Here is a 20,993-nt window from a genome sequence, read left to right on the forward strand (position 1 = left end):
CATACGGCGACTGCTGTTCAGTTCTGTACTGCGTTGCGATGTCGCACCGTTGGTGGTGCGGATGTGCCGTATGCGGGGCCTGACAGAAACCACACCCTGCCGGAACGGGACGCGCCGAAGCAATTCCGTGCCGAGTGGGAAAGCTCACACGGCGTTTGGGGGACAGGAATCTCGGAAACAGGCGCGCGAGCAGGCCCCGTGCGGCTAAGGTGCTGCGCCCTTGCGCACGGGGCCCGGCTCTCTCGGCGGCGACCAGTGGGCTCCGTCCGGCCCTCGGCCGAGGTCAGCGCAGGTCAGACGCGTCCCTCTGCGCAGGTCAGACGCGTCCCTCTTCCAGCATTTCGGTCACCAGTGCGGCAATCGGGGAGCGCTCCGAACGCGTCAGGGTGATGTGCGAGAAGAGCGGATGACCCTTCAACCGCTCGACCACGGCGACGACTCCGTCGTACCGCCCCACCCGCAGGTTGTCCCGCTGCGCCACGTCGTGGGTGAGGACCACCCGCGAGTCGGTGCCGATCCGGGAGAGCACCGTCAGCAGCACATTGCGCTCCAGCGACTGGGCCTCGTCGACGATGACGAACGCGTCGTGCAGCGAACGGCCCCTGATGTGGGTGAGCGGCAGCACCTCCAGCATGCCGCGACCCACCACCTCCTCGATGACCTCCCGGCTGGTGACCGCCGAGAGCGTGTCGAAGACGGCCTGCGCCCAGGGGTTCATCTTCTCCGCCTCGCTGCCCGGCAGATACCCCAGGTCCTGCCCCCCGACCGCGTACAGCGGACGGAAGACCATCACCTTGCTGTGCTGCCTGCGCTCCAGCACCGCCTCCAGCCCGGCGCAGAGCGCCAGCGCGCTCTTGCCGGTGCCCGCGCGCCCGCCCATCGACATGATGCCGACCTCCGGGTCGAGCAGCAGGTCCAGTGCGATCCGCTGCTCGGCGCTGCGGCCCTTGATGCCGAACGCCTCACGGTCGCCGCGCACCAACCGGATCCGACCGTCCGCCGTCACCCGGCCGAGCGCCTTCCCCTTCTCCGACTGCAGCACCAGGCCGGTGTGCACGGGCAGCTCCGGGGCGTCGTGCGGCAGAGCCGTGCTCTCCTCGGCGAAGAGTTCGTCCACGTCCTCGCCCGGGAGAGTGAGTTCGGCCATCCCCGTCCAGCCGGAGTCGGTGATCGCCAACTCGGCCCGGTACTCCTCGGCGAGCAGCCCCACGGACGACGCCTTGATCCGCAGCGGCAGGTCCTTGGAGACGACCGTGACGTCGTACCCCTCCGCCTGCAGATTGCGGGCGACGGCGAGGATCCGTCCGTCGTTGTCCTCCAGCCGGCCGTGCGGATTGAGGAACGCGGCCGGCAGCACCGCCGGATCCGAGTGGTTCAGCTCGACCCGGAGCGTGCCGCCCGTGTCGCCGATCGGAATCGGCGCGTCGAGCCGGCCGTGGCGGATGCGGTACTCGTCGAGCCGACGGAGGGCCTGCCGGGCGAAGTAGCCCAGCTCTGGGTGGTTGCGCTTGGCCTCCAACTCGGTGACGACGACCACGGGGAGCACGATCTCGTGCTCGTCGAACCGGTCCATGGCTGCCGGATCCGCCAGCAGGACGCTCGTGTCGATGACATACGTGCGTCGGCCGGAATCGCTGCGCTTCTTGCTGATCACCACGGTGGGACGAACCCCCTCGGATGAGGTCGGGAGCGACGGCGTCGCGGGGGAAGAGACCGGAGTCGGCCCGCACCACGCGGGCCGGGCTCCGGCCCTCCGCGTCCTGCGCCCGTGCCGCGCGCGTTGCTGCTCCGCGCGGTCCGGGGGCGTCCGTGGTGTCCAAAGGGCCTCCCGGCGACCACGCCCCTGGGAGGGGCACGGTCGTGAGGGATATTCCCTGCCGAGTGGTCAGGCATGCAATCAGCAGCCCCCTGCGTCGCAGCACGCCCGCGCGCGGCGGCCGAGAGGCCGCGGGAGTGCAGGGGGCCGACGGAGCAGCCGGGGTCCGGGCCGGGTCGGCCGTACGGAGCAGCGGGGCCGGGTCGGGCGGCGCCCCGGGGGCCCGGGCTCCGGAGGCGGGAACCGCGTCGGTCCCGGTCCCGGTCTCGGGCGCGGGGCGGTGGGGACGGAGGCGGCCGGGGGTGACAGAAGCGGCTGTCAGCCGCCGTACCGGCGGTGGCGCGCGGCGTAGTCGCGCAGTGCGCGCAGGAAGTCGACCTTGCGGAAGCCGGGCCAGAGCACCTCGCAGAAGTAGTACTCCGAGTGGGCGCTCTGCCAGAGCATGAAGCCGGACAGCCGGGTCTCCCCGCTGGTGCGGATGATCAGATCGGGGTCGGGCTGCCCTCTGGTGTAGAGGTGCTCCGAGATGTCCTCGACGGTGAGGCTCTCCGCGCACTCGTCGAGGCTTGTCCCGCGCGCGGCGCGGTCGCTCAGCAGCGAGCGGACGGCGTCGGTGATCTCCTGCCGGCCGCCGTACCCGACGGCGACGTTCACCAGTATCCCGTCGATGTCCCCCGCCTTCTGCTCGGCCTCCTTGAGCACCTTCTGGGTGCCGGCCGGCAGCAGGTCGAGCTGCCCGACGTGGTGCACGCGCCAGCGCCCGTCGGCGGCCAGGTCGCGCACGGTGTCCTCGATGATGCCCACCAGCGGGAGCAGTTCGCTGTCCGGGCGGTTCAGGTTGTCCGTCGACAGCAGCCAGAGCGTGACGACCTCGACGTCCGTCTCGGCGCACCAGCCGAGCAGCTCCTCGATCTTGGAGGCTCCCGCTTTGTGCCCCTGCTCGGTCGTCCCGCCGGCGGCGCGTGCCCAGCGCCGGTTGCCGTCCAGGATGACGCCGATGTGCTTGGGGGCCTGGTCGTGGTCGAGACGGTCCTCCACCCGGCGCGCGTAGAGCTTGTACACCAGGTCGCGCAACTTCATGGGAACGGCCAGCCTCTCCGTGCCGAGTCGGGATTCCAGCACCTTACTGCCGTTCGCCCGAGCGTACGAACCGAGCCGGTCAGGGTCGCGGCGCCGCCCCCGCGACCGGGAGCGGGGCCGCCACCGGCACGGTGATAGGAAAAGGCGTATGACGCACGGCACGCACCTCACCACATCCCCCGTCCCTGTCCCCACAGCCGTACCGTCCGACACGCTGTACCGTGCGGACCCCGCGCGCTACGACGCCATGGAGTACCGCCGCACCGGCCGCTCCGGGCTGAAGCTGCCCGCGATCTCGCTGGGGCTATGGCACAACTTCGGCGACGACCGTCCGCTGGCCACCCAGCGGGACATCCTGCGCCGCGCCTTCGACCTGGGAGTGACCCACTTCGACCTGGCCAACAACTACGGGCCTCCGGCCGGGTCCGCCGAGCTGAACTTCGGCCGCCTCTTCGCGCAGGACTTCCGGCCGTACCGCGACGAGCTGGTCGTCTCGACCAAGGCGGGCTATCCGATGCACCCCGGGCCCTACGGGGACTGGGGCTCGCGCAAGTACCTGCTCTCCTCGCTCGACGCGTCGCTGAGCCGGATGGGCCTGGAGTACGTGGACATCTTCTACTCCCACCGCCACGACCCCGAGACCCCGCTCGAGGAGACGATGGGCGCGCTCGCGAGCGCCGTCCAGCAGGGCAAGGCGCTGTACGCGGGCATCTCCTCCTACAGCGCGGCGCGCACCCGCGAGGCCGCCCGGCTGCTGCGCGAGATGGGGGTGCCGGCCCTCATCCACCAGCCCTCCTACTCGATGATCAACCGCTGGACCGAGGACGACGGGCTGCTGGACACGCTGGAGGACGAGGGCATGGGCTGCATCGCCTTCGCGCCGCTCGCCCAGGGGCTGCTCACCGACAAGTACCTCGGCGGTGTCCCCGAGGGGTCCCGGGCCGCCCAGGGCAAGTCCCTGGACCCGGCGCTGCTGACGGACGAGGTCGTGCGGCGGCTGCGCGGCCTGAACGGGATCGCCGAGCGGCGCGGGCAGTCCCTCGCCCAGTTGGCGCTCCGCTGGGTGCTGCGCGATCCGCGGATGACCTCGGCGCTGATCGGCGCCAGCTCCGTGGCGCAGCTCGAGGCCAATATCGCGGCGCTGCGTGCCGGGAGCCTGACCGGGAGTGAGCTGGCCGAGATCGACGAACTCGCCGTCTCGGAGCCCGGCGCCAACATCTGGGCCGCCAGCAGCAACTCCTGACCGCTGCCGCGGGGCCCGACGGGGCCCGGGGAACGAAAAGCGGGCCGGTCCGTGGGGGGATACGGACCGGCCCGAGGGGGGGGTTCCCACCATAGCCCCTCGGGTGCGATCTTCCGCACACCAACGGCCGTGTCGCACAAGCGGATCCGGGCCTTCAGACCGCCAGCGCGCCCAGCGCGACACCGGCCATCGCCCCGAGCACCATGAAGGGACCGAAGGCCAGGGCGCTGTCCCGCCGGGCGCGACCGGTCGCCACGAGGGTGAGGCCGTAGCCCGCCGCGGCCAGGAAGCCGAGGAACGCACCGGCGAACAGCACCCCCCAGCCGTACCACCCAAGAGCGACCCCCACCGACAGCGCGAGCTTGACGTCGCCGAAGGCCACCGCGCGCGGGCTGATCAGGAACAGCACGAAGAAGGCCGCTGCCAGCACCGGTCCGCCCAGCAGCGCCCGGCTCCAGCTCCCGCCCGCGTCGGGCAGCAGGGCCGCGCCGCCGAGCAGTACGGCGGTGCCTCCTGCGAGAGGCAGGGTCAGCAGGTCCGGCAGCCGCATCACCGCGTGGTCGACCGCCGCCAGCAGCAGGGCCACCGGCACGACCAGCAACCACACGGCCAGCTCCGGACGCAGCCCGGCGGCCGCGGCCAGTCCGGCACAGGCGAGCGCGCCGAGCAGTGCGAGAGCGCCCCGTCCTCGCCCGTACGCCCCCCGGGGCTCCTGGCTCCCGGCGCACGCGGCGCACGTGGCGGGGCCGAGCAGGCCCCGCACTCCCCCGTCCAGCGGATGCCCGCGGGGGCAGCTCCCGCGCCACGGCTCCCCGGGTTCCACCGAAAGCCGGTAGACGGCCCGGGGCAGCAGGGAGCACACCGCGGCGCCCCAGGCGGCGGCGGCCGGTATCACGATCCACTCCAGCGGCGGCACACCGCGAGCCTACGCGGGGCCGGTGGCAGCACGTCCCTACTCGCCCGTACGGAGGGCTTCGGGAGCGATTCATCTCACACCGGCGCGGAGCATCCCGGAGCGGGACAGCGCCGACACCTGCGACGCAGCACCAACCAGCCGTCCCCGGCGTCTCGTTATCCACCTGCCGTTGTCAGTGGGGGGCCGTACTGTAGTGCGTATGACATCGACTTCCACCGGGCCCGGAGAGCCCGGACGGCTCCAGGAGACCGCTGCGGGCGCTGCGCCCGCGCCGGAGACCTCCGTCACCGCGGCCAACGACGCGATCAGGAACTTCGTCGCGGGCCGCACCCTCTGGTCGAAGGAAGCTCTGGCCGAGCTTGACCGGCTGCGCGGGCAGTGGCAGCGCGCCGTTCGTGCCGAGATGGTCGAGGCGGCGTGAGGGCCGCCGCCTCGGCCGTCTCCTCCTTCCGGTGAGCCCCGACTCGCCCTCCTCTCCGCGCCACTTCGGCGCACGCGCACCGCACCTCCCGCCGAACGGGGTCTCGTCACCGACCCGTTGATCCGCGACCATGTGACGGGTCAGCGGTACCCGCGGCACGCGGGCCCCACCGGCGGACGGAGGCGCGGTGCACAAGCGCGGACTGCGGCGGCGGATCCGGCCGCGGGCGGCGGACGGTCCCGCCGCACCCGAGTACGACGGCCCCGGCCCCGAAGACGACAGCCCCGAGCCGGGCGACGGCGAGGCAGCCGAACACGAGGCACCCGAGTCCGTGGAACGGGCCAGGCGCGGGCGGCGGCGACTGCTGGTCGCCGGCGCCCTGTTCGCGACACTGATCCTCCCCCGGGTCGTCAGTCCGCCCGGCTCCGCGGACGGCACCGAAGCCGCCCGGCCCGCACCCCGCACCGGCAGCGCCTCCGCGTCCCCGCGCCCCGGCGACGGCAGCAGTTCCTCCCCCGCACCGGCCCCCACCGGGCCGGCACCCGGTGGCGCACCGCGCCCGCCCGGGAGCCCCGCACCCGGCAGCACCGGCCCCGCGGCGGGACCGGGATCCGGCGGCGAGGAGGCCGCGTTCCGCTCGGTACGCGCGGGGCAGTGCCTGACCGTGCACGGCAACGGCTCGGGGTGGAACCGCCCGGCACCCACTCGGGCCACCCGGATCGGCTGCGGGGACGACCGCGCCTTCACCCGGGTGACGGCCGTGCGCCGTTCGCCCGCCGACGGCACGAGCGACCCCCCGTGCCCCACCGGGAACGGCCGGGCCACCTGGACTCACGGCGCCACGACGCTCTGCCTCACCCGGCAGTTCCGGACCGGCCAGTGCCTGCTGGCCGAGGCGGACGACGGGCAGGTACGTGCCGCGCTGATGTCCGCACCCGCCTGTTCCACGGCCCCGCCCTCCGGCCCGGGCCGGTACAACCGGCTGCTGCGGGTCACCGGCGTCCGGGACGACACCGCCCCCTGCCGGGAGAACGCCCCCGCGCCGCACTCCCACTACTGGCGGTGGCGGATCGACGGCGGCGACCGCACGCTGTGCACGGCCGACGCGACGGAGTGAGACACACCACCCCGCTCACCCCGCCCGGCGTCGCACCCGGGGAACGGCAGTGGCCAGCACGATCGCGAGCCCGCCGACGAGCAGCACGAACGGCAGCGCCGCACCCGCCAGAGCCAGGAACGGCAGCGCGGAGAGCCCGGCGACGAGGCAGTAGCAGGCACCCGCGAGGGAGAGGAAGCACTGGGTGCGGGGCGGCCCGTCCACGTTGAGGCGCACCACCAGCGCCGCACACACCGCGGCCCACAGCGCCGCCCGGGGCTCACCGAAACCGAACGCGTCCCGGGCCGCCTCCGCCGCACGGAACCACCACTGCGCGTCGAAGGCCTCGGCGACGCGGGGGAAGTCGGCGGCATAGTCGGGCAGCCGGGCGTCCTTCGGCACCCGGGCGCCGAAGGACACCACGTCCTGCCGGACGCACTCGGTGACCAACAGCACCGCCGCACCGAGCGCCTGTGCCAGGCCGGAGCCCCACCCGACCGTCCAGGCCCGCAGCCGGGCGGTGCCGGGAACCTCTGGCGGACCCGCGCCGGGTGCTCCGCCGTGCGGCGCCGTCGTCTTCCCCGCTGTCTTCACCGCCGCCGCCCCGCCGGAACCCGGTCCGGCGTCCACCGCCGCCCCGCCGGGTTCCGCCGCCTGTTGAGCCACGCCCGCACCCCCTCGGCCCGCCGTCCCTCCGCGGTCGGCCCGGACCCTCCGGGCCGGCCCCGCCATGATCGGACGCACCGTCCCGGCCCGCAAGGGGCCGCATGGGCCCACGAGTCGGACGGTACGCGGTACCCGTCAGCCCTTCTTGGGGAAGGACACCTCCACGCGGCGGTTCTTCGCGCGGCCCTCCTCGGTCCTGTTGTCGGCGACCGGATAGTCCTCGCTGTAGCCCCGCACGTTGAAGCTGACCTCGGAGCCCAGCTTCCGGGCCAGCGCCGTCTGGACGGCTGTCGCACGCTTCTTGGAGAGCTGCTTGCCATGCGCGTAGGAGCCGAGGTCGTCGGTGAAGCCGAAGACGTTGACCTCGGTGCTGCCCTGCTTCTCGATCTCGTCCGCGATGGCCTCGATCCGGTCCCTCGCATCGCTGCCCAACTCGGCGCTGTTCTTGGCGAACAGCACCTCGGCCTGGAGGGTGAACTTCGTCTTCGCGGAGCTGTCCTCGCGGCGCTCCTCGCCCCCGAGGTCCTCGGTCACGAACTTGATGTCCAGCACCTTGGGCTCGGCGAGCTTCGCGCCCGCGGCGAGGCGCAGTCCGTCGGCCTCGGCGTCCACCCGCACGGGTGTCCCGGAGTCCTTGAAGTCGTCCGGCGGCGCGCTGAACCCGGGGTCCCCGGGGCCTTTCTCGCCGGGCAGCGAGGGCGCCTGCGCGGTGGGGATGCCGGTGGGGTCGTCGGTGGGGTAGCGGGTCGCGATGTCCGGGACGGACGGAGTCGGCCCGGGGGTGGGGTCGTCCGCCCGCGCGGCGGGGGCGGTGATCCCCAGGACGAGGGCGGCGGAGGCGGACGAGGCCGCCGCGGCTCTGGCGGCGAGCCGCCACCGGGTGAAGCCCATCCCTCACTCCCCTTCAGAGATCGTCACACCGGCGGGAGGCATGTCCGCGATCTGGAACTCGACCTCGTCGTGGCCTTCCGGCGGGGCGGGGAACTGCGCGTACCAGGTCTTCGACTTTCCGGCGAGCACCGGCTGGCCGAACGAGGTGCACAGGCACTTGCCTTCGGTGTCCCTGAGAACGAGATAGCGCTTCTTGCCCTTCTTGTCGACGAGTTTGGCACCGGCGACCGACAGCTTGTTGCGCAGGGCGACTTCGGACTCGTCGCCCTCCCAGCCGGGTGCCACCCACGCCTTGCCCCCGCCGTTGGTCACCTTGCCGCTGACCGTCACGAAGCCGCCGGACTCACGGCGGGCCGAGGTGATGGTGAGGGTGATGTCCTCGCCGCCCCGCACCTCCGCCAGCGGCTCGCCGTCCGCGGGGGCGCCGGAGCGTCCGCCGTCCGAGCCGCCACCGCCCCCGTCGGCCTGCTCGGAGGACCGGGGCTCCTTGCCGTCGCCACCGCCGTCGCCGCCCCCGCCGCACCCGGCGGTGAAGGCCAGTCCGGCCGCGAGGGCCACGGCGGTCATGGTCCTGCGGGCCCGCAGGACGCGCCGATGATTCATGGACCACTCGACTCTCGTTCGTCGTTCACTCGTCATTCGACCAGCACCACCGAGAACAGGTCGGACGGATTCAGGTCGCGCCCCGCGTGCTCGGGGTCGATCGTCAGGTCCTCGCCGTCGCAGCGCAGCCGGACTTCCCCGGCGCCGTCCCCGTCGCTGTCGTCGCTGTCGTCGCTGTCGTCGCTGTCGTCGCCGCGGCCGCCGTCGCTGTCGTCGCCGGTGCCGTCCGTGCCGTTCTCATCGCTCTCGTCGCCGTCGCTGCTGTCGTCGCCCGTGCCGTCGCCGTCGGGGTCCTCCGCGACGCAGCGCGGCCGGAGCACCGCGGTGGCGGTGGCCTTGGCGGTCCTGTTGTCCGCGCCGGGGACGATCGTGCGTCCGGTGTCGAACCGCGTCTCGATCCCGACGCGGTAGCCGAGGTCGCCGTCCCGCGTGACCGGATCGCAAGTGAGCAGGTCGGAACGGTTGCGGTCCGCGAAGTGCGCCGCCGCGCCGCATCCGTCGCCGGTCAGCGGGGCCACGGCGGTCAACCAGTCCTGCCAGCCCCGTTCGGCCTCGACGGCGTCCAGGAAGCCGTCGAAGAACTGCCGGCGGTCGTCCTCGGCGGCACCCAGCGCCGCCGCGTCCGCGGCGGTCTGGCCGCCGTTGCGCACGGTGGCCGCCTGGGCCACCGCGAAGAAGGCGAAGGCGAGGAACAGCAGGCCGGCGATCACCGCTCCGTAGAGCAGGACCGTCTGGCCGCCGTCGCCGGACGGACGGCGCGCGCTCAGCCACCCAGCACGGCGGTCACCGCGTTGATGATGGCGCCCGAGATCAGCGAGTCGAGCCCCAGCGCCCGGATGGCCAGGATGATGCCCGCGACGAGGATGACGATCCCGGCGTATTCGATCGAGTTGGCGCCCCGGTCCCCGCCCCTGCCCCGCATCAGGGCGAGGCGGGTGCGGATGCGTCCGCGCGTGCCGTTCGGCATCGGGCTCTCCTCCGTTGCTGGCTGACTCGGTACCCCTGGAGGGATACGTCCCCGTGGCGTTCCGGACGTTCGGGCCCACCCGCCCCGCACGACGGCCGGTGCCGGGGCGGCAGCGGCGTGGTGTCACCTCGGCCCCCTCCTGCCGGTACCCCGCGGTGTAGCTAACAGTCGCTGTCCGAATGCAGACTGTGCCACAACTCATTGCGGCGGCGAAGGGGTGGACGGCAACAGGTGCCGCGACCGGGGCCGCACCGGGCACGGACGGGCAGGTTCCGGCACGGCGGGCGGTGGGGAGGGCGGGGAGTAAGCCGGACATGGACCGACGCCGCCTCCTCTCGACGGACCGTGGCGGCAGGGCGAGCGGTGCATCCGCGCGAGGAACACCCGTTCTGAATGCGCGTGTTGAGCAGATGCGGGCTGCGGATGTACCGACCCTCACCATAGCGAGCGAGATGCCCCGTGCGCCCCCTTCGCAACCGCTCTTCCGGGCACGTACAAGTCCCGTATGCGACAGAGCGGGCATATCACCGCGCACCTCGTCGCAGCACACCGCCCCTTGCCCGTATTCGCGAGCAGAAAGCGGACGAGCGGAAGTGCGGCGCCGCGAGTCGACTCACAACGGGCCAGGAAGCAACGGGACTCCCTTTTCGCCCCCTTCGCACGGCACTCCCCCATGCCCGCAGTACAGCCCGGGAATACGATCAAGAAAAACATTCCGGACGTGAAATCCGGCGGATTCGGCCGGATATGGCGCGACGACCATTTTCTGGTGTGCCGGAAATATGAGTGCTCAAGGTGCCCGGTCTGTCGCGCCCGACGTGCGGCAGTTCGCAGCCGGACGCCCGGTCCTGCCGCTGGTCTGCGAGAACCCACCGTCGACAGGAGCTGAGGAACCAGGTGAGTGCCCTGCGGGAACGATGTCCCGAGAGGCTTGGGGTGAAGCCGTGCCGGTGCCGCCGGAGAGGCGGACGTTGCGGCCGGGCTACTGCCCCTACCCGAATCCGGCAGCTCATCTCTCAGGCGCAGGAGAGGGACTCTCCTGCGCCGGGAAATCCTGCCCGAAAGTCCCGGAGCCGCATCCGCCGCGGCGCCGCCCCGGCGCCGGCCGCTGGAGGCGCGGGTGTGGTGCTGCCGCTGTTCGCGACCGGCAACGGCTGCCGGAGCCGGCGGCCTGACCGCCGGCAGCGACATCCGCCACGGGATCACCACCTCGCACGAGGTGTCCGGCACCCCGCGCGTAGGTGCGCGGACCGCAACGCAGGGGGCGAGGCCGCGCTCAGCCGCCCAGCACCGCGCCGAAGTCCGTGTCCGAGCCCAGGATGAAGGTGGCGACGATGAGGATGAGGGTGCCGGGGAGCAGGAAGGCGATGGTGGTCATGGTGGCCTTGGGCACGGTCTTGGCCGCCTTGCGGCGCGCGTTCTGGGCGTCGGTGCGGCGCATGTCGGTGGCGATCTGGATGAGCGTCTCGGCGATCGGGGCGCCGAGCTCCTCGCCCTGCTGAAGCGCGGTGACGAACTGGTCGACCTCGTCGCTGGCGTTGCGTGCACGCAGTTCGTCGAAGGCCTGGCGGCGGCTGACGCCCATGTCCATCTGCCGGAGTGTGATGCGCAGTTCGTCGGCCCACGGCCCCCGGTAGCGGTCGGCGACCCGCTCCAGCGCCTGCCGGAAGCCGAGTCCGGCGGAGACCACGACGGCCAGCACGTCGAGGAAGTCGGGCAGGGTGCGCTCGATGACGCGCCGCCGCTCCTTGATCGCCTGCCGGATGGCGAGGTCGGCCGCGAACCAGCCGAAGGCCAGCACGAGCGCGGTGAAGAAGAGGCTGCCCGCCCACAGTCCCACCAGCCCCATGCCGAGGCCGAACGCGCCGTAGACGGCGCGGCGGGCGGCGTACCGCTGGAGCGTGAGACCGCCGGGGTTGCCGGCCTGGTCGATCCGGCGGCGCTTGGCCGCGACCTGCCTGGGGCCCATCAGCCGCAGCACCAGCGGCGCCAGCCGCATGCCGAGCCGGTCGACGGCGGCCTCTCCCGTGGAGGTGCGGGTGGCACCGACCTCCAGCGCGACGGCCAGGTCGGGCGGGAGCCTGGCCTCCGCACGGTACATCCGCAGGCCCAGGAAGGCGCCGAGGACGGCGAGCGCGCAGAGGGCGGCGAGTCCGAGAGCGAGCACGGGCTCACACCTCTATCCGGCCGAGGCGGCGGATGACGAGGAACCCGGCGGCGAAGAGTCCGACGGCCACCACCATGGCGACCTGCCCGACCGGGCTGCCGGTCACCCGGGCGAGGGCGCCGGGCATCATCGAGTTCATCATCAGCATGGCGCCCAGGCCCAGCAGCGGGATGGTGAAGGCCGTCGCGTTGACCTCGGCGAGCATGGTGCGCACCTCGCGCCGGGTCTCCTTGCGCTCCTCCAGTGTGGTGGTGAGATTGCGGAGCGAGGCGACGATGGTGCCTCCGGCCCGGTTGGCGAGGACGAGCGTGGTGACCAGGACGACGAGTTCGCGCGAGGGCAGCCGCTCGGCGAGTTCGTTGAGCGCGTCGTCGACGGAGCGGCCGACGGCGAGCTGGTCGGTGACCAGCCGCAACTCGTCGCCCGCGGGGGCCTCCAGCTCCTCGGCTGCCATGCCCAGCGCCGTGCGCAGGGCGAGTCCGGCCGAGGTGGCGTTCGCGAGGATGCGGGCGAGTTCGGGGAGCTGGCCGATGAACTGCTCGGTGCGGCGCTGCCGCTGGTGCGCCAGGAAGGCGTTGGCGGCCAGCACCCCGACGAGCCCGGCGATCGGTCCGAAGAACGGCGCGAGCACGGAGGACGCCAGCAGCCACAGCACGGCGACCAGAGCGGTCAGGTATACGACGTACTCGCCGGGCGTGAGGTCGAGTCCGGTGGCGGCGAGCTTCGCCTGGAGGCGGCGGCCCGCGCCGGTCGCACGCACCCGCCGGTCGACCCCGGCGAACCGCTGCCGCCCGCCGGTGCCGGGCGGCAGCGCCGGGGCGGGGCCGCCGTCCCGGTCGAGCCGGTGGAGCAGGGCCCGGCGGCGGGCCCGCCCGGAGGCGTAGAGCAGCACGCCGGCGGCGGCCAGCACACAGGCCGCCAGTGCCGCACCGAGAGCGGTTCCGGCGGCGGCCTCCAGTGCGAGCGCCGTGCCGGGCGGGCGCGGGTCGGGGGTCACACCGCCTCCCGGGTGGCGAGCTGGTCCTCGGAGTGGGCGATGCCGAAGGCGGCGGGCACCGGTTCCCCGGCCAGATGGAGCCGGTCGGCGACGCGGCGGGGCAGCGGCAGATGGGTGAACGTGCCGTGCACCCGGCCGTCGGGTCCGGTGGGCCGCGCCGCGAACCGGGAGACGGTCGCGATCTGGAAGGTCTCACGGCCGTGCGAGGCCAGCAGGGCGATCTCCACGATCCGGCGGGAGCCGTCCGCGAGCCGCGCGAGTTGGACGATCACGTCGACGGCGGAGTTGATCTGGTCCTGGAGGGCGGCGAAGGGAACGTCGACCTCGGACATGGAGGCCAGCGTCTGGAGCCGCATCAGGGCGTCCTCGGCGCTGTTGGCGTGCACGGTGGCCAGGGAGCCGTCGTGCCCGGTGGACATGGCCTGGAGCATGTCGAGGGTCTCGCCGCCGCGCACCTCGCCGACGATGATGCGGTCGGGGCGCATCCGCAGCGAGTTGCGCACCAGGTCGCGTACCGTCACCTGGCCCTTGCCCTCCACGTTGGGGGGCCGGGTCTCCAGCCGGATGACGTGCTGCTGCTGGAGTTGCAGTTCGGCGGCGTCCTCGACGGTGATGATCCGCTCGTGTTCGGGGATGAGCGCGGACTGCGCGTTGAGCAGGGTCGTCTTGCCGCTGCCGGTGCCGCCGGAGACGATCACGTTGAAGCGGGCCCGGATGAAGGCGGACAGCAGTGCGAGCATGTGCTCGTCCAGCGTGCCGAGTCCGATCAGTTCGCCGAGCGCGTAGGCGCGCGGGAAGCGGCGGATGGTGAGGGTGGCACCGGTCAGCGACAGCGGCGGGATGATGACGTTCACCCGCTCCCCGGACGGCAGCCGCGCGTCCACCATCGGGTTGGACTCGTCGACCCGGCGGTTGACGGTGGAGACGATGCGCTCGATGGTCTGCAGCAGTTGCTCCTCGGAGGCGAACCGGACGGGTACCTGCTCGACGCGTCCGCCGCGCTCGACGAAGATGTGGTCCGGCCCGTTGACCATGATCTCGGTGATCGAGCCGTCCTCCAGCAGCGGTTCGAGCACCCCCAGGCCGAGGGCCTCGTCCACCACGCGCCGGATCAGCAGCGTGCGGTCGCCGGTCGCCAGGACCGGGCCGTCCCGGCTGATGAGGTGGCCGAGCACCCGCTCCAGGCGGGCCCGGCGCTCGGCGGGGCTGAGCGCCGACATCTCGGCGAGGTCGATCTCCTCCAGCAGCTTGGCGCGGTAGGCCGGCACCAGGTGCCCGGTGCTGTCGGCGGTGGAGCCCGGCGCTCCGGGGCCGGCGGCCGCCGCGGGATTGTCGTGCCCGGTGATGCGGGAGCGCAGACTCATGGACCGACCTCGCTCATTCCTGTCCTCTCCGTCGCGGCGGTCGCCCGGCTCATCGGCGGCGGTCGCTCGGCATCGTCGCGGAGCGGGACGCGGAGCCCAGGCTGTCCATCCCGGGCAGCAGGGAAGGGATGGACACGGTCGCGGTGACCCGCACCTCGCCCCGGCCGTCCGCGCGCGTGAAGCTGCTGCGCTCCGCCGTCCAGTCGGACATGGCGGCCCGTCCGCCCGCCGCGTACCGGTCGCTCGTCTCCTCCCGGGAAGCCACCCGCGCCGCCGCCCGGGCGCCGGTGCCCGCCTGCTGGACGGCGTAGCCGACGATGCCGAGCTGGATCGCCGCCATCGCCACGAGCAGCAGCAGCGGCAGCATCCCGGCGAACTCCAGCGCGCTGGAGCCGCGGTCGGCCGCCCGGCCCCGAACACCCCGGCACTCCCGCAGACCTCGAAGGTCCCGAAGGCCCTCGCGGCTGGGCAACTCCCGGCGGGCGCTCCCCGGCATGCCCCCTCACCCCTCCTCCGCCGCGCCCGCCGCACCGCTCACCGTGAACGGCAGACCCGCGCCGCCCGGGAACAGCAACGGTGTGCGCAGGTCGACGTCGGCCTTCCAGACGGTGTCGCCGCGGGTGCAGCTGACCGCCGCGTCGGTACGCCACTTGGCGGGCAGGTGTGCGCGGGCCGCGGCCTCGCAGGCGCTCCGCGGGTCCCCGTAGGCGGCGGCCGCGGTGGCGGCGCGGGCTGCCTCGTCGGCGGAGTTGCCCGCGAGGGAGAAGGTGTAGCCGATCAGGACGCACTGCCACAGCAGCACCAGGGTGAGCAGCACGACCGGCGCCATCCCGGCGAACTCCACGGTCAGCGAGCCACGGTCGCCGCCCCACGCGCCGGCGCGTCCCTCCGGTGGCACCCGGCGGGGGAGGCCCGGGGCTCCGCGGTCGGAGCCGGGCGACGGCACGGTGCCGGCGGCCGGACCGGGCGGCAGCGCCTGCCGCGCCTGCCGCGCCTGCGGGGCGAGCGCGGGTCTGTGTCCGGCCTGCTCGCCCCCGCTCCCGCCGCCACCGCCCTGGCCGCCACCGCGCGCCCGGCGCCGGGCCGCGGGGCCGCGGGGCGGCTCTCCGCCCGGCCCCGCGGCCAGTCCGAGCTCGCCCGCCAGTGCCCACAGCGCCTGCCGCACGCTGCCTTTGGGGTCCAGGTCCTGCATCCGCCCGGCGTCCAGCGCGGACTGGAGCTCCTTGAAGTGGGCGGGCACGGTCGTGCGGGCCACCGGGCTGCCGGTGATGCGGGCGACGAGCTGCGGCTGGATCTCGGCCTGCCGCGAGGCCCGGTTGACGACGACGACCGTCTCCTCCGCCGTGCGGACCCGCAGCCGGTCCCACATCCGCACCATCCGCTTGGCGCCCCGTACGGCGAGCACGTCGGGGGTGGTCAGCAGCAGGGCGAGGTCGGCCGCCTCGACGGCCGCGGCGTTCCCGGCGTGCAGCTGGCTGCCGCAGTCCAGCACCACCGTCTCGTAGTGGGAGCGCAGCGCGGCGACCAGTTGGCGGGCGGTCCGCTCGTCCACGTCCTCGCCCCGCTCACCCTCGTCCGGGGCGAGCAGCAGGCCGAGACCGGTCTCGTGCGGGTAGACGGCGTCCTGGAGGACGCGCGGGGTCAGGTCCTTGATCCCGGCCAGGTCGGCGACGGACCGGCGGAAGCGCACGTCCAGGAAGGAGGCCACGTCCCCGGACTGGAGGTCGAGATCGGCCAGCACCGTGCTGCGGCCCGCGGCGCGTGCGGCGAGCGCGAGCTGGACGGCCGTCAGGGTGGTGCCGACGCCGCCCTTGGCCCCGGAGACGGTGACGACGGTGCCGCCGCCCGGTCCGGCGGCGCCGGGCGGCGCGGCGGCGCGGCCCTCGGGACCGCCCAGGTGGCGGCGGACTCCGGTGGCCCAGGCCGCGGCGGCGCCGACCCGGGCCGCCAGTTCGTCGTAGTTCAGCGGCAGTCCGGCGACACCGCGGGCTCCGGCGTCCATGGCGGCGGCGTACAGCGCGGGGCTGGTGTCCTGGGTGGCCAGGACGAGGGCGACGGCGGGGAACCGGAGGGCGACCTGACTGATCAGTTCCAGTGCGGGGATCGGGCCGATCAGTTCGTGGACGAGCACCACCTCGGGCAGCTCGGCGGGTGCCTCGCCCGCCTGCTGGGCGAGGGAGTCCAGCAGCTGCCCCGAGTCGACGGCGGGCGCCACCGGCTCGGCGTCGGGGAGCTGGCTGAGCAGGGTGACGAGAGGGCGGGCGGCGTCCGGGTCGCTGACGGCGGGCTGGATGCGGATGACCATCGGGGCCTCACTTGTCTCCGGGGAGCGTGTAGATGCGGTCCTCCTCGGGGACCTCGGTGTCGTCACCCGGTGCGACCAGGGCGAGCCGGACGTGCTCGGCGAAGGACTCGGCGTAGGCGACGCGCTGGGCGTCCTCGGTGGTGAGCGCGAAGGTGATGGGCACGCCGTCGCGGTCGCGGGCGCGTTCGTCCCGGTCCCCGCCGTCCTTGAGCGGGGTGAGCTTGCCGACGTCGATGACCTTGGCACCGCTGACGATGACCCGGGATTCGGAGGGGGTGCTGCCGCGGCCGTCGCCTCCGGCGCGCTGCTCGCCCTCGAAGGTGGCGTAGATGTTGACCCGGTTGCCGGGGCGGATCTTCCCGGCGACGCCGGTCTCGGCGTCGATCATGATGGCGATCTCCTGCTCGCCGGCCTCGAGTTCGGGCCGCTCGGCCAGCATGTCCGACTGGAGCAACGAGCCCTTCTTGAGGGGATTGACGGCGATCTTGCGCCGGATGTCGTCCAGGTCGGTGACGGCGGTGGCGGGCAGCCACCGCTTCGGCATGGACACCTCGGTGAACTGCGAGCTGTCCAGCGCCCGGTAGGCGGGCACGTCCTCCTTCAGTTCGTAGGCCGTCGTCTCCTCGCCCACCTTGGACTCCACGTTCCGGACGACGGCCAGCACTCCGGCGAACGCGGCGAGGGCGCACAGGCCCGAGAGGACCAGCAGGAGGACACCGCGGCGCTGGCGTGAGTTCATGGACGGATTCCTCGGGGGTCGGCGACGGCGGGCTCGGGCTGGGCGGGCGCGGACGGCGCCGCGGAGTGGGCGGCGGCCGCGGACGCGGGCGGAGCTGAGGCGGCGGGAGGCGTGGGCGGCAGCGCGGCGGCGCAGAACGCGCAGCGGTCGCCAATCAGTTCGAGGCCGCATCCGGGGCACTCGTCCCGGCGTACCGAGGCGACCAGTTGGTAGAGGACCGAGACGTCGGGGATGGCGGCCACGAACTCGGTCAGCCGGGCCGTGCCCCACCAGCCCGCCGAGTCCCGGGGCAGCGGCGCCTGGTGTACGTGCCCCACCCGCCAGCGGGCCGGGAGGGTGTGCAGGGCCCAGTCCGCGGCGAGCCCTCCGGGTGCGACGGTCAGCTCCGTGGCGAACTGTGGCGCGGTCAGACCCGCGTCCGCCTCGGGGGTGCCGAGCCGGACCAGTTCGGGGGTGGGCGCCGCCAGTACCGCGAACCGGCTGCCCGGTAGCCAGGAGCGGGCGTGCGAGGTGACGCCGACGGGAACCCGGTCCAGCTTGGCGACGGACCCGAGGACGGCGCCGGCGTACAGATAGTGGGTCAGCAGGCGGGCCGCGGCACCGAGCACTCCGGGGGTGAAGTCGCACAGCGAGAGCTGCCGAAGCTGCCGCACCAGCACGCCGGTGGCCAGCGGCGGCAGCTCGACCGGCAGCAGGGCGATCCGGCGGCTCTCCAGCAGGGAGCGGACGGTGTGCAGCCGGTGCCGGTGGCGCAGCGGAAGGGTGGCGGGGAAGACGGTGACCAGGTGGCCGTGCCGCTCCAGCAGGCCCTGGGTCTCGGCCAGCGCCGCGTCCAGCGGCTGCTCCCCGGGCGGGGAGAGCACATGGGCGTGCGGGGTGTGCCGGTCGGAGGCGGCGAGCAGGTGGTCGGGGCAGGTGACCGCTAACGCCGTCGACACATCAGCCTCCCCCGGAGCCCACCACCGGGCTACCACACTAGCCATGGGCCCGCGCACCGGGAACCGTTCCCCGCAACTGGGCGCAGCCGGACCACTACCCGCCCCACCCGGCCCGCCAATCCCGCGGCGGGAAAGTCCGCGGGCCGCCGGCCGGCCGCGTCACCAGGGCAGGTCGCGGACCTGCTGCACGCACAGCACGAGGAAGAGCACGCAGGAGGCCCCCAGCAGGCCGTTGCTGACCGGGCCGTTGCGCCATTCGCGGGGCGTGCGCTCGCTGTTGAGCAGCCACAGCAGGGTGGCGGCGAGGAAGGGCATGAAGAACGCGCCCAGCACTCCGTAGGCCACCACCAGGCCGAAGGGCCGGTCCAGCCACAGCAGGACCATCGGGGGGAAGGTCAGCCACAGCAGGTAGCCGCGGAAGGGCAGCGAGCGCTCCTGCTCGCCGCGGGCGAGCGGGGCGACGCCCGCCTCGGCGGGTCCGCCGCGGGCGGCCCTGCTCCGGGCCACGAAGTCGGCGAACATCAGGCTGACTCCGTGCCAGACGCCCACCAGGGAGGAGAAGGAGGCGGCGAAGAAACCGATCAGGAAGAGCGTGGCGGTGGAGCTGCCGAAGCGCTTCTCCAGGACGGATTCGAGGTCGAGCAGCCCTTGGTCGCCGGAGGCGAGCGCCAGGTGCGAGGAGTGCAGCAGTTCGGCGCCGATGATCAGCATCGCGACGACGAAGATGCCGGTCGTCAGGTAGGCGACCCGGTTGTCGAGCCGCATCATCCGCATCCAGCTGCTGTCGGCCCAGCCCTTGGCGTTGATCCAGTAGCCGTATGCGGCCATGGTGATGGTGCCGCCGACGCCGCCGATCAGGCCCAGGGTGTAGATCAGCGAGCCGGACGGCAGGACGGGGACGAGTCCGGCGAGCGCGTCGCCCAGGTCGGGGCTGACCCGGATCGCTACGTAGACCACGACCAGGAACATCACGCCGACGAAGGCCATCATGATCTTCTCGACGACGGCGTAGCGGTTGGTCCACACGAACAGCAGCCCGACCAGCCCGGTGAGGATGGCCCAGGCCTTGAGCGGCAGGGCGTCCGGGAAGAGCGCCTGCAGCGGCAGGGCGCTGGAGGACATGGCGGTCGCTCCGTAGACGAAGCCCCAGATCACGACGTACCCGGCGAAGTAGACCGTCGTCCAGGCGCCGAGGCCGCGCCAGCCGTCGAAGATGGTGCGGCCGGTGGCCAGGTGCCAGCGGCCGGTCGCCTCGGCCAGTGCGATCTTGACGACGCAGCCGATGACGGCGGCCCACAGCAGGGTGTAGCCGAACTTGCTGCCGGCCACGAGGGTGGCGACCAGGTCGCCGGCGCCGACTCCGGTCGCCGCGACGACGACGCCGGGGCCGATCTTCTTCCAACTGGGCTTGCGCACCGCGGGTGCGGCGGCGCCGGCCGTGCCGGATGCGGCACTGCCGGTCGTGCCGGGTGCGGTCTCCTCCGCTGCCATGACGCCTCCGCGGAACACGTGCTCGTGGGTGGGACGACCGTGCAGGTCGCAGGTGATGAAACCGTCTGCGGACGATCAGCACAAGGGGTTGCGTGCTGCGAGGTGGGCTCGCTTCGGGCACCGGGCCGCCACGGGTGCGCACGGTCCGGCACCTTGACAACCCCATTGGTCTGGACCAGGTTGTACGGCACACACGCACCACCCACCTCCCATCCCCCACACCGGAGGCAGTTGTGGCACGTTCCGGAAGACTCCGCTCCCCCCTGCGCCCCCTCGTCGGACTCCTCGCCTCGGCCGCACTGGCCGCGGGCGGGCTGGTCGCCCTCGGACCGGCCGCCGCGCACGCCGGCAGCACCCCCGACGGGCCCGGCCCCCGGGTCGGCGCCTCCCAGGTGCCGGCCCACGCGGTCACCGGCTACTGGCAGAACTTCGACAACGGCGCCACCGTCCAGACGCTCGCCGAGGTGCAGGACGAGTACGACATCATCGCCGTCGCCTTCGCCGACGCGACCGGCACGCCCGGCGAGGTCGACTTCACGCTCGACCCGGAACTGGGCTACTCCGAGCAGCAGTTCAAGGACGACATCGCCGCCAAGCAGGCGGCCGGCAAATCCGTGATCGTCTCCGTCGGCGGAGAGAAGGGCGCCGTCTCGGTGAACAGCGACGCCTCGGCCGACACCTTCGCGGACAGCATCGTCGGGCTGATGGACGAATACGGCTTCGACGGCGTCGACATCGACCTGGAGAACGGCCTCGACTCCACCTACATGACCAAGGCGCTGGAGTCGATCCACGCAGCCCGCGGCGACGCGGTGGTCACGATGGCCCCGCAGACGATCGACATGCAGTCGCCGCAGAACGAGTACTTCAAGACGGCGCTCAACATCAAGAGCTTCCTGACCGTCGTCAACATGCAGTACTACAACAGCGGCTCGATGCTCGGCTGCGACGGCAAGGTCTACTCCTCCGGCACGGTCGACTTCCTCACCGCGCTGGCCTGCGTGCAGATCGAGGGCGGGCTGGACCCCTCGCAGGTCGGCATCGGGACCCCTGCCTCACCGAGCGCCGCCGGATCCGGCTACGTCGACCCGGGGGTGGTCACCGACGCGCTGGACTGCCTCGCCGAGGGCACCGGCTGCGGCAGCTTCACGCCCGACGAGCAGTGGCCCGGTATCCGCGGCGCGATGACCTGGTCGACCGCGTGGGACGCCGCCGCCGGCAACGCCTGGTCCGGCACCGTGGGCCCGCACGTGCACGCGCTGCCCTGAACCGGCCCCGGCAGCTCCGCGCCCC

General features: G+C 73.2%; 20 protein-coding genes and 1 riboswitch. Of the genes, 4 read left to right on the forward strand and 16 right to left on the reverse strand.

Translation table 11 applies throughout. The features are described 5' to 3' along the window. Positions 1 to 316: 316 nt before the first annotated feature. Together P2424_RS25625 and P2424_RS25630 are read right to left on the reverse strand one after the other, a co-directional pair. The gene (locus tag P2424_RS25625) at positions 317 to 1,657 is read right to left on the reverse strand and encodes a PhoH family protein (RefSeq protein WP_276478072.1); all 1,341 of its coding nucleotides are present in this window, start codon (positions 1,655 to 1,657) and stop codon (positions 317 to 319) included. A gap of 477 nt (positions 1,658 to 2,134) precedes the next feature. After that, entirely contained in the window at positions 2,135 to 2,896 is a 762-nt protein-coding gene (locus tag P2424_RS25630; protein WP_276478073.1) for an isoprenyl transferase, read from the reverse strand. A gap of 148 nt (positions 2,897 to 3,044) precedes the next feature. Here P2424_RS25630 and mgrA point away from each other — a divergent pair, with 148 nt between their 5' ends. Continuing rightward, a complete protein-coding gene (mgrA, locus tag P2424_RS25635) occupies positions 3,045 to 4,139 on the forward strand; it encodes an L-glyceraldehyde 3-phosphate reductase (RefSeq protein WP_276478074.1) in 1,095 nt (364 codons plus the stop codon). A gap of 154 nt (positions 4,140 to 4,293) precedes the next feature. On the opposite strand, the gene P2424_RS25640 is transcribed toward mgrA, so the two are convergent. Next, positions 4,294 to 5,046, reverse strand: a complete 753-nt coding sequence (locus tag P2424_RS25640) for an A24 family peptidase (RefSeq protein WP_276479127.1) — start codon at positions 5,044 to 5,046, stop codon at positions 4,294 to 4,296. Positions 5,047 to 5,254: 208 nt separating this feature from the next. Between P2424_RS25640 and P2424_RS25645 the strand changes: the two genes are divergently transcribed. Beyond that, positions 5,255 to 5,476 carry a hypothetical protein gene (locus tag P2424_RS25645; RefSeq protein ID WP_276478075.1) on the forward strand — a complete coding sequence of 74 codons (222 nt, stop codon included), beginning with the start codon at positions 5,255 to 5,257 and terminating at the stop codon, positions 5,474 to 5,476. 187 nt (positions 5,477 to 5,663) lie between these two features. After that, the gene (locus tag P2424_RS25650) at positions 5,664 to 6,593 is read left to right on the forward strand and encodes a hypothetical protein (protein ID WP_276478076.1); all 930 of its coding nucleotides are present in this window, start codon (positions 5,664 to 5,666) and stop codon (positions 6,591 to 6,593) included. A gap of 15 nt (positions 6,594 to 6,608) precedes the next feature. Here P2424_RS25650 and P2424_RS25655 read toward each other — a convergent pair whose 3' ends face one another. The 13 genes from P2424_RS25655 to P2424_RS25715 all read right to left on the reverse strand — a co-directional run bounded on the left by P2424_RS25655 (position 6,609) and on the right by P2424_RS25715 (position 19,700). Next, on the reverse strand, positions 6,609 to 7,238 hold the full coding sequence (locus P2424_RS25655; RefSeq protein WP_276478077.1) for a hypothetical protein: 630 nt from the start codon (positions 7,236 to 7,238) through the stop codon (positions 6,609 to 6,611). A 135-nt stretch (positions 7,239 to 7,373) separates the two neighbouring features. Beyond that, entirely contained in the window at positions 7,374 to 8,129 is a 756-nt protein-coding gene (locus P2424_RS25660; RefSeq protein WP_276478078.1) for an OmpA family protein, read from the reverse strand. Between the two features lie 3 nt (positions 8,130 to 8,132). Then, on the reverse strand, positions 8,133 to 8,732 hold the full coding sequence (locus tag P2424_RS25665; protein WP_276478079.1) for a hypothetical protein: 600 nt from the start codon (positions 8,730 to 8,732) through the stop codon (positions 8,133 to 8,135). 32 nt (positions 8,733 to 8,764) lie between these two features. Further along, a complete protein-coding gene (locus tag P2424_RS25670; RefSeq protein ID WP_276478080.1) occupies positions 8,765 to 9,442 on the reverse strand; it encodes a hypothetical protein in 678 nt (225 codons plus the stop codon). A gap of 53 nt (positions 9,443 to 9,495) precedes the next feature. Next, positions 9,496 to 9,699, reverse strand: a complete 204-nt coding sequence (locus P2424_RS25675; protein WP_019357641.1) for a hypothetical protein — start codon at positions 9,697 to 9,699, stop codon at positions 9,496 to 9,498. A gap of 863 nt (positions 9,700 to 10,562) precedes the next feature. Beyond that, positions 10,563 to 10,737: riboswitch (cyclic di-AMP (ydaO/yuaA leader) on the forward strand. A 238-nt stretch (positions 10,738 to 10,975) separates the two neighbouring features. Next, the gene (locus P2424_RS25680) at positions 10,976 to 11,866 is read right to left on the reverse strand and encodes a DUF5936 domain-containing protein (protein WP_276478081.1); all 891 of its coding nucleotides are present in this window, start codon (positions 11,864 to 11,866) and stop codon (positions 10,976 to 10,978) included. Positions 11,867 to 11,870: 4 nt separating this feature from the next. Further along, positions 11,871 to 12,863, reverse strand: coding sequence for a type II secretion system F family protein (locus tag P2424_RS25685; protein ID WP_276478082.1), 993 nt, complete (start codon positions 12,861 to 12,863; stop codon positions 11,871 to 11,873). After that, positions 12,860 to 14,227 carry a CpaF family protein gene (locus tag P2424_RS25690; protein ID WP_276478083.1) on the reverse strand — a complete coding sequence of 456 codons (1,368 nt, stop codon included), beginning with the start codon at positions 14,225 to 14,227 and terminating at the stop codon, positions 12,860 to 12,862. Before P2424_RS25690 ends, P2424_RS25685 begins: the two co-directional genes overlap by 4 nt. Positions 14,228 to 14,276: 49 nt before the next feature. Then, positions 14,277 to 14,723, reverse strand: coding sequence for a TadE family protein (locus P2424_RS25695; protein WP_276478084.1), 447 nt, complete (start codon positions 14,721 to 14,723; stop codon positions 14,277 to 14,279). 6 nt (positions 14,724 to 14,729) lie between these two features. After that, positions 14,730 to 16,532, reverse strand: coding sequence for an AAA family ATPase (locus P2424_RS25700; RefSeq protein ID WP_276478085.1), 1,803 nt, complete (start codon positions 16,530 to 16,532; stop codon positions 14,730 to 14,732). A 7-nt stretch (positions 16,533 to 16,539) separates the two neighbouring features. After that, positions 16,540 to 17,271 carry a Flp pilus assembly protein CpaB gene (gene cpaB, locus P2424_RS25705; protein ID WP_276478086.1) on the reverse strand — a complete coding sequence of 244 codons (732 nt, stop codon included), beginning with the start codon at positions 17,269 to 17,271 and terminating at the stop codon, positions 16,540 to 16,542. After that, complete coding sequence (locus P2424_RS25710; RefSeq protein ID WP_276478087.1) at positions 17,268 to 18,209, reverse strand: hypothetical protein; 942 nt, start codon at positions 18,207 to 18,209, stop codon at positions 17,268 to 17,270. The genes cpaB and P2424_RS25710 overlap by 4 nt, the downstream gene beginning before the upstream one ends. A gap of 159 nt (positions 18,210 to 18,368) precedes the next feature. After that, positions 18,369 to 19,700, reverse strand: a complete 1,332-nt coding sequence (locus P2424_RS25715) for an Nramp family divalent metal transporter (protein WP_276478088.1) — start codon at positions 19,698 to 19,700, stop codon at positions 18,369 to 18,371. A 233-nt stretch (positions 19,701 to 19,933) separates the two neighbouring features. Here P2424_RS25715 and P2424_RS25720 point away from each other — a divergent pair, with 233 nt between their 5' ends. Beyond that, positions 19,934 to 20,968, forward strand: coding sequence for a chitinase (locus tag P2424_RS25720; protein WP_276478089.1), 1,035 nt, complete (start codon positions 19,934 to 19,936; stop codon positions 20,966 to 20,968). The last annotated feature ends 25 nt before the right edge of the window (positions 20,969 to 20,993 follow it).

The organism is Streptomyces sp. WMMB303 (assembly GCF_029351045.1).
In the GTDB taxonomy this organism is placed as follows: Bacteria; Actinomycetota; Actinomycetes; order Streptomycetales; family Streptomycetaceae; genus Streptomyces.